Origin of the sequence: Escherichia sp. MOD1-EC5950 (assembly GCF_002965345.1) — a bacterium.
Classification (GTDB): Bacteria; Pseudomonadota; Gammaproteobacteria; order Enterobacterales; family Enterobacteriaceae; genus Escherichia; species Escherichia marmotae.
Genome location: NZ_PTSR01000012.1, coordinates 51,981 through 64,743, shown reverse-complemented (window position 1 = coordinate 64,743; position 12,763 = coordinate 51,981). Strand labels below are relative to the sequence as shown.

Genomic DNA, 12,763 nt, shown 5'->3' with positions numbered 1-12,763 from the left:
ATTATCATGGAAGTTCGTATGTCTGGTTCTGTTGCCGTGACACGCGCCATTGCCGTGCCCGGATTGCTGTTATTACTGATTATCGCGACGGCATTAAGCCTGCTCATTGGGGCAAAATCACTCCCCGCCTCCGTGGTCCTGGAGGCACTCTCCGGCACCTGCCAGAGCGCCGACTGCACCATCGTGCTCGACGCCCGACTGCCGCGCACCCTTGCCGGATTGCTGGCGGGCGGAGCGCTTGGCCTTGCCGGGGCGTTAATGCAAACCCTCACCCGAAACCCGCTTGCCGATCCCGGTTTGCTTGGCGTGAACGCCGGAGCCAGCTTTGCCATTGTGCTCGGCGCAGCGCTGTTTGGTTACTCTTCCGCCCAGGAACAACTGGCGATGGCTTTCGCTGGCGCGCTGGTGGCCTCGTTGATTGTTGCCTTTACCGGCAGCCAGGGCGGCGGGCAGTTAAGTCCGGTGCGTTTAACCCTGGCGGGCGTGGCGCTGGCGGCGGTACTGGAAGGGCTGACCAGCGGCATCGCCCTGCTTAACCCTGACGTCTACGATCAGTTGCGTTTCTGGCAAGCCGGTTCACTGGATATTCGCAACCTCCATACCTTAAAAGTGGTGCTGCTCCCGGTGCTGATCGCCGGAGTAACCGCACTCTTACTGAGTCGTGCGTTGAATAGTTTAAGTCTGGGAAACGACACCGCGACGGCGCTGGGTAGCCGCGTAGCGCGCACACAGTTGATTGGTCTGCTGGCGATTACTGTGCTTTGCGGTAGTGCGACGGCAGTGGTGGGTCCGATTGCCTTTATTGGCCTGATGATGCCGCATATGGCGCGCTGGTTAGTAGGAGCAGATCATCGCTGGTCACTCCCCGTTACACTACTCGCCACGCCTGTCCTGCTGCTGTTTGCCGATATCATCGGGCGTGTGATTGTGCCCGGCGAGCTGCGCGTTTCCGTGGTCAGCGCCTTTATTGGCGCACCGGTATTAATCTTCCTCGTCCGACGTAAAACGCGAGGTGGCGCATGATTTACGTCTCTCGCAGATTACTCATAACCTGTTTGTTGCTGATTACCGCCTGTATCGTGGCGGGCATCTGGGGATTACGCAGTGGTGCTGTGACACTGGAAACATCGCAGGTATTCGCCGCGCTGATGGATGATGCTCCCCGCAGTATGACAATGGTCGTCACCGAATGGCGCTTACCGCGCGTGCTGATGGCGCTGTTAATTGGCGCGGCGCTGGGCGTCAGCGGCGCTATTTTTCAGTCGCTGATGCGTAACCCACTCGGCAGCCCTGACGTGATGGGCTTTAACACCGGGGCGTGGAGCGGCGTGCTGGTGGCGATGGTACTGTTTGGTCAGGACCTGACGGCTATCGCCCTGGCAGCAATGGCGGGTGGCATTGTCACTTCACTACTGGTCTGGCTGCTCGCCTGGCGTAACGGTATCGACACCTTTCGCCTGATTATTATCGGTATCGGCGTTCGCGCCATGCTGGTGGCCTTTAATACCTGGCTATTGCTTAAAGCCTCATTAGAGACGGCGCTAACGGCGGGTTTGTGGAATGCCGGCTCGCTCAACGGCCTGACATGGGCGAAAACCTGGCCTTCCGCGCCAATCATTATTTTGATGTTAATTGCCGCAGCCTTGCTGGTAAGGCGGATGCGCTTGCTGGAGATGGGCGATGATACCGCCTGCGCGCTGGGCGTCAGCGTCGAACGCTCGCGTCTGTTAATGATGCTGGTGGCGGTGGTGCTTACCGCTGCTGCAACTGCACTGGCGGGGCCGATCTCCTTTATTGCGCTGGTCGCGCCGCATATTGCCCGACGCATTAGCGGCACCGCTCGCTGGGGGCTGACCCAGGCGGCGCTATGTGGCGCGCTGTTACTGCTGGCAGCAGACCTCTGCGCTCAGCAACTGTTTATGCCGTATCAACTTCCGGTTGGCGTCGTCACCGTCAGCCTCGGCGGTATTTACCTTATCGTCTTGTTAATTCAGGAGTCTCGCAAAAAATGACCGAATCAGTAGCCCGTTTGCGCGGCGAGCAGTTAACCCTGGGATATGGCAAATATACCGTTGCGGAAAATCTGACCGTAGAGATCCCTGACGGTCATTTCACGGCGATTATCGGGCCAAACGGCTGCGGTAAATCCACGTTGCTGCGCACGTTAAGTCGTCTGATGACACCCGCTCACGGGCATGTCTGGCTGGATGGCGAACAGATTCAGCGTTTCGCCAGTAAAGAGGTCGCACGCCGGATTGGTCTGCTGGCGCAAAACGCTACCACGCCGGGCGACATCACCGTTCAGGAGCTGGTAGCGCGTGGGCGCTATCCGCATCAGCCGTTGTTTACCCGCTGGCGGAAAGAAGACGAAGAGGCGGTTACAAAAGCGATGCAGGCCACGGGAATTACCCATCTGGCGAATCAAAGCGTGGATACCCTCTCCGGCGGGCAACGACAGCGAGCGTGGATCGCGATGGTGCTGGCCCAGGAAACGGCGATTATGTTGCTCGATGAGCCAACGACCTGGCTGGATATCAGTCATCAGATTGATTTGCTGGAGTTGCTCAGTGAACTAAACCGCGAGAAAGGCTATACGCTGGCTGCGGTGCTGCACGATCTCAACCAGGCCTGTCGTTACGCCAGCCATTTGATTGCGCTGCGAGAAGGAAAAATTATCGCCCAGGGTGCACCTAAGGAGATTGTCACTGCCGAATTAATTGAGCGTATCTATGGTTTGCGCTGCATGATTATTGATGATCCCGTGGCAGGAACACCATTGGTGGTGCCGCTCGGACGAACGGCACCTTCAACCGCGAAGATTTAAACTAAGTGGCCTTCCATCATGGCATCCTGTTTTCTGGATGCCATTGCATGGCGCAAAAGCACGCTGCCACACGCAACCATACCGCCGACCAACGCGGCAAGGATCACAATAATCGCTTTGCCAGGACCGTCTTTTTTCACCGGCAAACTCGGACGCAACTGATATTTAAACGGCGTAAAATTGACATCGCTGACATTTGCTTTTGTTAATTGCTCAACAAGATACTGGCGATTACGTAAATCACCGTTCAGTTCGGCAACATCGGTGACCGCTTTTTCAATTTCCAGTTTACGCTCAATACCGTCTGCGCCGAGAGAAATAGAGAACTCAGGGTCGTCTTTTACTGCCTGACCATTACTGTAAACGGGTTTTTTAATTCCTGCCGCATTAGCAATATCGAGTGAATAATTGAGGCGCTGAATGTTTGCATCAAGATGGTTTCTGGTTTTAATCCGATCCTGGGCCAGTTTTTCTTTTTCGAACTGGGTTTTAATTTCCAGTTTATTACGCACATTTTCTAGCGACTCTTTCACCACCAACGTAGAGATATAATCGATATACCCTGCCAGAACGGTCTGGGCTTCTTCACTGGTGGGCGCGGTAAAACTTAGCGTCCAGGAAGTATAAAGTGTCGGCTCATCTTTTTTCTTACTGGCATTGTCATCAACCGCTTTCATTTTTTCGCTCAATGCGACAATAGCGCGATGCAAATCCAGTTCGTCGATTTTCGCCTCTTTTAGTTGGTCCATAACATAAGGTGATGAACGCAGATACTCTTCCAGTAAGCTAACCGACTGAAACTTTTTAATAAAAAGATTGAAAACACCGCCGCGGTCGATATTGACATCGAGATCCAGCACGCGGAGTTTAGTGAAAGTTTTCTCCAGGTCTTGCCACTGAACAGCCTCTGCGGGGGTGATGACAGCCGAACTGGTCCATTTTTGCGGCAGGATGAAAGAGATAAGTAAACCTGCGCAGGCAAACGCAAAAACGACTGCCATGATCGTTTTTTTTGCCCGCCATAAAACGTCGATTAGATTAAGTAAATCAATTTCATTATTACTGGGCGACGCCAGGTGATAATCGGGAAAATGAGAGTCACTTCCCTGCTTAATATTCAGTGATGACATGCGGTATAACCTGAAAATGAGTCCAATATGAGTAAATCTCCATAGCGCTCACTTTACCAGTTGGTGAGAATTATCCGAAGCTGAAGTTTGTAAATTACACGCACGAACGCAATATTTGGAGCATTTTCAGTCAATCCACTCAGGGGGTATTAATATGATAAATAATAAAATCCATAATTATTTATCATAATTATGGATTTGTATTTAAGATAAAGTTATTTATTTAGTATCGTATGAATTATTGGCCCGATTTTTTCAAACGTCATTGGCGATATAATATCCACGTGCGCGCAATCATGGCGATAAATATCCAGATCTGCAATCCACGGTGACCAGGCGCGCTCCGGGCTGACACCTTCCGGTAATGTACGCTCAGCAACAAACAGCGTGGCTTTACCATCAAATGTCACACTATGAGCAGTGGTCAACAATCGCACCGCATCAGCATAGTTGCCTTCAATGGAGGTAAACAGCTCCGTTGAAGTACTTCCCTGCTGTGCCGCCAGGAACGCCTCGCGCTCGCGGTTAATCTCCGCCAGCACTTCCGGATCCAGACCGTTGGCTTCTTTTTCCTGCCAGTTTTGCGTTTCTGGTGGCCAGGTATCCAGCAAACCAAGAAATGCTACCTGTTCGCCACGAGCACGCAGTCGCGCCGCGATACCCTGCGCCAGCGTACCGCCCAGCGAATAACCCAGCAAGTAATAAGGGCCACGAGGTTGTTGTGCCAGTAATGTTGCCAGATGCGCTTCGCATACTTCATCCAGGTTTGTCGCCGTCTGCATGGGGCCATTGGGGCGCGGTGACTGAATACCGATAATCGACCATTGTGGGTCGAGATAACGCGAGAGCACGCTAAACTGCCAGGCAAAACCGGACGCCGGATGGAAACAGAACAGCGTCGGGCCATTGCTTTCACGCAGTGGAAGAACGGTTTCAAATCCCAGACGCTGGGCGTTTTCTGCTCCGCCATCAATAATCATTGCCAGTTTAGCGACGGTTGATGCCACCATCACCTGCCCCGGTGTGACCTGGCGAGCAAACTGTCGACTTAACTGCGCTGCCAGTTTCATCGCCAGTAGCGAATGACCGCCAAGAGCGAAGAAATCAGCGTCGGCATCCTGCACGTCACAACCCAGTAATGACGAAAACGCTTCAGCAATAATCGATTCACTGCCCGTTTTCAGCGCACGTCCCGACGTATGGGCTTTTAGTTCCGGCAACGGCAGAGCTTTGCGATCCAGCTTGCCATTGGCGCTGAGCGGCAACTGCGCAAGTTGCAGCAGAACTACAGGCACCATATGCGGCGGCAATGTTTCGCGCAATTGCGCCTGCAGTGCAGTGGTATCCAGCGGCAAACCTGATTGCGACACCAGATACCCCACCAACTGACGCGCATCACCGCCGGTTGCTGCCGCCTGGTTAATGACACAAGCGTGGGTAACGGCCTGCTCGACATCTGGCAGCGCCTGCATCACGCGATCGATTTCACCCAGTTCAATACGCTGACCACGGATTTTTAGCTGATCATCACTGCGCCCGAGATACTCCACCGCGCCATTTTCCAGCCAGCGAGCCACATCGCCAGTACGATACATGCGTTCACCAGGAGCGAACGGATCGGCAATAAAACGGCTGGCTGTGAGATCGGGTCGTCCAAGATAACCCTGCGCCAGTTGGATGCCGGTGAGATAGAGATCTCCCGCAACACCTGGCGGTACTGGATGCATCATCGCATCAAGAATGCGCAGCCCCGTGTTCCAGACCGGATAGCCAATCGGTACGCTGCTACCACTCACCGCCGCCAGTTCATCGCCAAAGGCCGGATACCAGCTCACATCCACCGCCGCTTCTGTAGGGCCATAGAGATTATGTAACGGCGCGCCGGTTAATTGCTGCCACTCACGGCATAAATCGGTCGGTAATGCTTCGCCACTACAGAACACCTGTTTCAACGTCGCGCAACTTTGGCGAGCGGTTTCCGCTGTCAGCGAAGCAACAAACGCCGCCAGCATCGACGGTACAAAGTGTGTGGTCGTCACGCCGTATTCGGCAAAAAACCGTTGCATAGCGAGCGGATCGCGGTGCGCTTCCGGCTCTGCCATTACCAGTTTTGCCCCAGCGATAAACGGCCAGAAAAATTCCCATACTGAGACATCAAAACTGCACGGCGTTTTTTGAGCAACGACATCTTCACCTGTCAGCGGGTAATGGTTTTGCATCCATAACAGGCGATTAACGATAGCCTTCTGCCCGACCATCACCCCTTTCGGCCTGCCGGTAGAACCGGAAGTAAAGATGATATAAGCGGTGTGGTGCGGCTGCGAAAGTTGCAGTGGCGCACTGCCGTGAGGGGTGAGTGGGGCGTTATAGCAAAGGCGGGTTAAATTTGCTACATCGCTAAAGCGCGGCAGTTGATCGTCGCTGGTGATTAACAACGACGGGCGTGCATCTTCCAGCATCATCTTCAGACGATCGTCCGGATAGCCCGTATCCAGCGGTAACCAGGCCGCGCCTGCTTCAACAATCGCATGTAATGCCTGGGTCAAAAAGACCGAGCGCGGCAATGCCACCGCTACGCTGTCGCCGGGTTTAACGCCGCGCTCACGCAGCAGATTAGCCAGCGCCACCACCTGCTCGCGCATTTCCCGATAGCTGAACTGGTAATGTGCATCTGCCAGTGCCGGAGCATCCGGCGTTTTCGCTGCCTGTTCTGCCACCAGCGCGCTCAGTGTGGTTTCAGGAATATCGACCTGGGTGGCGTTGATCTGCGCCAACTGAGCATATTCGTCTGGCAGCATAATATCGACATCGCCACACAACAGCGTCGGATCCGCGGCAAATTGCGCAATCAGCATTTTCAGGCGTTCAGCGTGCTGGATTAACGTTGACTCATCGTAACGTTGTTTATTGGCGAGGATTTCAATACTCAAATCACCGTGCTCATCCGGGAACAGCGCCAGTTCAAGGTCATTAACCGGACCGGTTGCCAGGGTGTGAGTTTGCGACTGCACGCCCGGAATATCCAGTTGATAATCAAATACCTTGATATTGAGTACCGGGCCGAAAAGCGGTTCCTCTCCCGCCGCACGTCCGCTGTCACGCACAATTTGTTCCGCATCATAACGTTGATGGCGGCGCATCTTTTTCAACTGCCCTGCCAGCCGGATTGCCAGTTGCGGCAGCGTTTCTTGCGCTGCAATGTGAATACCCAATGGCAAAACGTTGAGCACAGGTCCGGTTGCCGTCAACGCCGCCGATCCCAGGCGGCGCATAAAAATAAATCCGGCGGCATAGTCCATGCGGTTGCATAATCGCCCCAGCCACAAGGCTGCCAGTGCAAGAGCCAGATCGGTACGTTGTACATCTGGTAATTGCGTAGCCAGTTGGCGGAATTCACCGTCAGTAAATTCCAGTTTCAGGCGCAGAATATCCGCCGAAGCGTTACGCCCAGGCAAAGGTGCGGAAGAGAGTGAAGCTGGCGGCGGCAACTGACAGCGCTGTTCTGCCCAGAATGCTGCATCACGCTGCCAGGCGTCGCTTTCGCGGTACTGCTGGTACTCTTCCACCACTTCAGCAAAAGGAGTAAACGGCGAAACAGGCGTTGGTTCGCCCTGCAGCCATGTGCAGTAAATGTTGGCAATTTGGCGGGTAATCGCCGGGAAACTGAAGCCATCAACCAGCAAATGGTGATAACGTTGATACCAGTACCAGCGGTTATCCGCAATCTGAATGAGCTGATGAAACACCAGCGGTTTACCGCTATCGACGCGCAGGTTTTGGTGTAAATCAGCCTGCATCAATGCCAGCGCAGTGCCGTGAGGATCAATGTTGGTACGCAGGTCGATAATTTCTGGCTGTTCGAACGTCATCGCGTCATCGACCCATTGCCAGACTTCGCCGTTATCTTCCGTAAAACGCATCCGCAGCGTATCAGCCTGTGCTACCCCGGCAACCACCGCGCGGGCCAGTAATGGCGCATCAATATCTCCGGTTAATTCAACGTAATGCGCCACGCTCCAGGCGGAAGGTAAATCAGACAGTTTTTCTGCCATCCAGATGCCAGATTGCGCTGCAACCAAAGGTAAATGCTGACTCATTGCGCCTCCTGCGGCTGGGTGAAATTCGCGGGTGTCAGAGTATGCCAGTTAGCTTCCAGCCACTGCTGGCAAGCTTGCTGCGACTGCGGTTCACAAACAACGTCCCAACCCGCCGGTAACGCGCACGGTTGCGGCCACAGACTGAATTGCCCCTGCGCATTGCGCAAAACGTAAAACGCTCCCTGTGGATCATCGAAGGGATTACTGAATGCCATATTCAACTCCTGTCATGGAAAAGCGGTTGCCAGAGGTCGATTAGCCCCTGCATCAAACCGCCGCGCCAACAAAGCGCATCATGTCCGCCGTCAACCTGACGCCAGAAAATGGATTGTTGTGTGGTCTGTAATTGTGCATACAGCGCCTGGTTAGCTCGCATAATCACCGGTTCGCGAATCCCGGCCTCCAGCACTATGCGCAAGCCTTCAGCACTAACATCGCCTGATTTAAGCTGTTCGATCAGTTGCCCCTCCGGCTGCCCACTCCGATGCGGCCACCAGTACGATCCCGACTGGCTTAATACACAGCCAAAACGTTCAGGCCAGTGCAGTCCGGCATACAGTGCTGAAAGGCCGCCAAAACTTTGCCCGGCGACCACGGTACGATCAGCACGATCGCTGAAAGGGGTAATGGCTTTCACCAGGGGTAATAACTCTTGCTGTACTGCCAGCCAGAAATCAGCATTACACGGAAGTTCGCGTGCACGATGCGCGGTGTCGATGGCATCGATCAACACATACACAGCAGGTGGAAGTTGCTGACGGCGGGTCAACGAAGTCAGCGGCGACCAGACGGGCATGCTTTGCGCCCAAAATTCACCATCGAGCAGAATGGCTAACGGACGCTCTTCGGCTGGTACATCGCCGGTGGTAAAAATCCATACACGGCGTGAATTTCCCAGCCGTTCACTTCTCCAGGTAATTTCCCTGGCTGAATTTTCTGGCGTTTGCCGGCAATCCCAACCAGGTTGCAGGGGCGCTTGCGGCATTTCGAGTGCGGAAACAGCGTGCCCTCGCCCTCCTTTCCAGCTTTGCGGATTCAGCGGATCGGCTATCGCCTGAGGGAGTAATTTTTGCCATCCCTCGCGTAATTCGAGGCGATCTGGTGATGGTGTAGAAAAAATGTCAGCACGTTCGGTGGGAATAAAACAGTAGCTGCCGCGCCAGTTGGCATTAAGTTGTGTCGTCCACTGCCAGACATCGGTGCCTGCTATGCGTTGCATCGACTGGGGCTGGCTGTTCTGATGATGATCGGTAACACCAGTGATATAGACCCATACGCGCTTTATCGCTGAGCGTTCTTCAGAACCTTGTGGGTCACGCCACCAGAAAGTGACCTGATACATTTCGTCATTAAGACGCTGCCATTGCGGGCCATGTTTCGACTGCCACCAGCTATCACTTCCCACCTTTAACGCCGTCACATCATAACCTTATGTTTATTGTGAATTTTTTCATTGATTACAGAAATATATTGATAATATTATTGATAACTATTTGCATTTGCAATAGCGTATTGGCGCGCTATGTCAAGCGCGGGCATTAATTAACCAACTGCACTGCGTGTCTTTCAGGAATCAAAGGTTTTCGCAGTGACGGGCGACATCAATCCAGCTTACGTCTCTTTAGACCGTTGGAATTCGTGGCAAAAATGCAGGAAAAAAACAATGAACAAGAAGATTCATTCCCTGGCCTTGTTGGTCAATCTGGGGATTTATGGAGTAGCGCAGGCACAAGAGCCAACCGATACCCCTGTTTCACAGGACGATACCATTGTCGTGACCGCCGCCGAGCAGAACTTGCAGGCTCCCGGCGTTTCGACCATCACCGCAGATGAAATCCGCAAAAACCCGGTGGCCCGCGATGTATCGGAAATCATCCGTACCATGCCAGGCGTAAACCTGACGGGTAACTCCACCAGCGGTCAGCGCGGTAATAACCGCCAGATTGATATTCGCGGCATGGGTCCGGAAAACACCCTGATTTTGATTGACGGTAAACCGGTCAGCAGCCGCAACTCGGTGCGTCAGGGCTGGCGCGGTGAGCGTGATACCCGTGGCGATACCTCCTGGGTGCCACCTGAGATGATCGAACGTATTGAAGTTTTGCGTGGTCCGGCGGCGGCCCGTTACGGTAACGGTGCGGCAGGTGGCGTGGTTAACATCATCACCAAAAAAGGCAGTGGCGAGTGGCACGGTTCCTGGGATGCTTATTTCAATGCCCCTGAACATAAAGAGGAAGGTGCCACCAAACGCACCAACTTCAGCCTCACCGGTCCACTGGGCGACGAGTTCAGCTTCCGTTTGTACGGCAACCTCGACAAAACGCAGGCCGACGCGTGGGATATTAACAAAGGTCATCAGTCCGCACGTGCAGGAACCTATGCAACTACCCTACCAGCCGGGCGCGAAGGGGTGATCAACAAAGACATTAACGGCGTAGTTCGCTGGGACTTCGCACCGCTGCAATCGCTGGAACTGGAAGCAGGTTACAGCCGCCAGGGCAACCTGTATGCGGGCGATACCCAGAACACCAACTCTGACGCTTACACTCGCTCTAAATACGGCGATGAAACCAACCGTCTCTATCGCCAGAACTACTCACTGACCTGGAACGGCGGCTGGGATAACGGCGTGACCACCAGCAACTGGGTGCAGTATGAACACACCCGTAACTCGCGTATCCCGGAAGGTCTGGCGGGCGGCACCGAAGGAAAATTTAACGAAAAAGCGACGCAGGATTTCGTCGATATCGATCTCGATGACGTGATGCTGCATAGCGAAGTTAACCTGCCGATTGATTTCTTCGTTAACCAGACGCTGACGCTGGGTACGGAGTGGAATCAGCAGCGGATGAAGGACTTGAGTTCCAACACCCAAGCGCTGACCGGAACGAATACCGGCGGTGCTATTGATGGTGTGAGTGCCACCGACCGTAGCCCATATTCAAAAGCAGAAATTTTCTCGCTGTTTGCAGAAGACAATATAGAACTGACCGACAGCACCATCGTAACGCCGGGGCTGCGTTTCGATCATCACAGCATTGTCGGTAATAACTGGAGCCCGGCGTTAAACGTATCGCAAGGCTTAGGCGATGACTTCACGCTGAAAATGGGTATCGCACGCGCCTATAAAGCGCCGAGCCTGTATCAGACTAACCCGAACTACATTCTCTACAGTAAAGGTCAGGGCTGCTATGCCAGCGCAGGCGGCTGCTATTTACAAGGTAACGATGACCTGAAAGCAGAAACCAGCATCAACAAAGAGATTGGTCTGGAATTCAAACGCGACGGCTGGCTGGCGGGCGTGACCTGGTTCCGTAACGACTATCGCAACAAGATTGAAGCGGGCTATGTGGCTGTAGGGAAAAATGCGGCAGGCACCGATCTCTATCAGTGGGATAACGTGCCGAAAGCGGTGGTTGAAGGTCTGGAAGGATCGTTAAACGTGCCGGTTAGCGAGACGGTGATGTGGACCAACAACATCACTTATATGCTGAAGAGTGAAAACAAAACCACGGGAGACCGTTTGTCGATCATCCCGGAATATACGTTGAACTCAACGCTGAGCTGGCAGGCGCGGGAAGATTTGTCGATGCAAACCACCTTCACCTGGTATGGCAAACAGCAGCCGAAGAAATATAACTACAAAGGCCAGCCAGCGGTTGGCCCGGAAACCAAAGAGATTAGCCCGTACAGTATTGTTGGCCTGAGTGCGACCTGGGACGTGACGAAGAACGTCAGTCTGACTGGCGGCGTGGATAACCTGTTCGACAAGCGTTTGTGGCGTGAAGGGAATGCCCAGACCACGGGTGATCTTGCCGGTGCGAACTATATCGCAGGTGCTGGCGCGTATACCTATAACGAACCAGGACGGACATGGTATATGAGCATTAATACTCACTTCTGATACTAACGTCAGATTGTTGACAAAGGGCGTGTCGTTCATGCCGGATGCGGCGTGAACGACTTATCCGGCCTACAAAATCTTGCCAATTCAAATATATTGCAGAACCACGTAGGTCTGATAAGCGTAGCGCATCAAGCAGTTTTGCGTTTGTCATCAGTCTCTAATATGGGCGAAATGAAAACCACGCATACCTCCCTTCCCTTTGCCGGACATACGCTGCACATTGTTGAGTTCGATCCTGCAAGTTTTCACGAGCAGGATTTGTTCTGGCTGCCGCATTACGCACAACTGCAACATGCCGGACGTAAACGCAAAGCCGAACATTTAGCCGGGCGGATTGCTGCTGTTCATGCGTTGCGGGGATATGGCTATAAATGTGTGCCCGCAATCGGTGAACATCGCCAACCACTTTGGCCTACGGGCTTATACGGCAGTATTAGTCACTGCGGGGATACGGCTATAGCAATCGTCTCTCACCAACCGATTGGTGTGGATATCGAAGAAATTTTTTCTGCACACACAGCCAGAGAATTGACAGATAACATCATTACCCCCACTGAACGCGAGTTTATTACAGGCTGCAATTTACCTTTCCCTGTGGCACTTACACTGGCATTTTCAGCAAAAGAGAGTGCATTTAAGGCAAGCAAGATACAGACCGACGCAGGATTTCTAAATTATCAGGTGGTTAACTGGAATAAACAGCGAATCATTATTCGTTGGGAGGACGAGATTTTTGCTGTGCACTGGCAGATAAGAGGAAAACACATCATAACGCTGTGCCAACACGATTAATGGATAACTCTTG

Annotated in this window: 9 protein-coding genes; 5 read left to right on the top strand and 4 right to left on the bottom strand. The window is 53.3% G+C overall.

Annotated features, from left to right (window positions below; translation table 11 throughout):
• The first annotated feature begins 18 nt into the window (after positions 1 to 18).
• From fepD to fepC, 3 genes are read left to right on the top strand one after another with little or no spacing between them, the layout of a single operon-like run.
• A complete protein-coding gene (gene fepD / locus BEA93_RS13595; RefSeq protein ID WP_105224665.1) occupies positions 19 to 1,023 on the top strand; it encodes a Fe(3+)-siderophore ABC transporter permease in 1,005 nt (334 codons plus the stop codon).
• On the top strand, positions 1,020 to 2,012 hold the full coding sequence (gene fepG / locus BEA93_RS13590) for an iron-enterobactin ABC transporter permease (RefSeq protein ID WP_000640983.1): 993 nt from the start codon (positions 1,020 to 1,022) through the stop codon (positions 2,010 to 2,012). The genes fepD and fepG overlap by 4 nt, the downstream gene beginning before the upstream one ends.
• Entirely contained in the window at positions 2,009 to 2,824 is an 816-nt protein-coding gene (gene fepC, locus BEA93_RS13585; protein WP_000140656.1) for an iron-enterobactin ABC transporter ATP-binding protein, read from the top strand. Before fepG ends, fepC begins: the two co-directional genes overlap by 4 nt.
• Here the strand turns inward: fepC and wzz(fepE) are convergent.
• The 4 genes from wzz(fepE) to fes form a co-directional block, all read right to left on the bottom strand.
• Positions 2,821 to 3,954, bottom strand: a complete 1,134-nt coding sequence (gene wzz(fepE) / locus BEA93_RS13580) for an LPS O-antigen length regulator Wzz(fepE) (RefSeq protein ID WP_105224666.1) — start codon at positions 3,952 to 3,954, stop codon at positions 2,821 to 2,823. The two genes, fepC and wzz(fepE), sit on opposite strands and share 4 nt — an antisense overlap.
• Before the next feature lie 215 nt (positions 3,955 to 4,169).
• Positions 4,170 to 8,051: an enterobactin non-ribosomal peptide synthetase EntF gene (gene entF / locus BEA93_RS13575; RefSeq protein WP_105224667.1), complete on the bottom strand. Its 3,882-nt coding sequence runs from the start codon at positions 8,049 to 8,051 to the stop codon at positions 4,170 to 4,172.
• Positions 8,048 to 8,266, bottom strand: a complete 219-nt coding sequence (locus tag BEA93_RS13570) for an MbtH family protein (RefSeq protein ID WP_000885802.1) — start codon at positions 8,264 to 8,266, stop codon at positions 8,048 to 8,050. Before BEA93_RS13570 ends, entF begins: the two co-directional genes overlap by 4 nt.
• A gap of 2 nt (positions 8,267 to 8,268) precedes the next feature.
• Entirely contained in the window at positions 8,269 to 9,471 is a 1,203-nt protein-coding gene (gene fes / locus BEA93_RS13565; RefSeq protein WP_001515944.1) for an enterochelin esterase, read from the bottom strand.
• Positions 9,472 to 9,714: 243 nt separating this feature from the next.
• Here fes and fepA point away from each other — a divergent pair, with 243 nt between their 5' ends.
• Together fepA and entD are read left to right on the top strand one after the other, a co-directional pair.
• Positions 9,715 to 11,955: a siderophore enterobactin receptor FepA gene (gene fepA / locus BEA93_RS13560; RefSeq protein ID WP_001034945.1), complete on the top strand. Its 2,241-nt coding sequence runs from the start codon at positions 9,715 to 9,717 to the stop codon at positions 11,953 to 11,955.
• Between the two features lie 174 nt (positions 11,956 to 12,129).
• Positions 12,130 to 12,750: an enterobactin synthase subunit EntD gene (gene entD, locus BEA93_RS13555; protein WP_105224677.1), complete on the top strand. Its 621-nt coding sequence runs from the start codon at positions 12,130 to 12,132 to the stop codon at positions 12,748 to 12,750.
• The last annotated feature ends 13 nt before the right edge of the window (positions 12,751 to 12,763 follow it).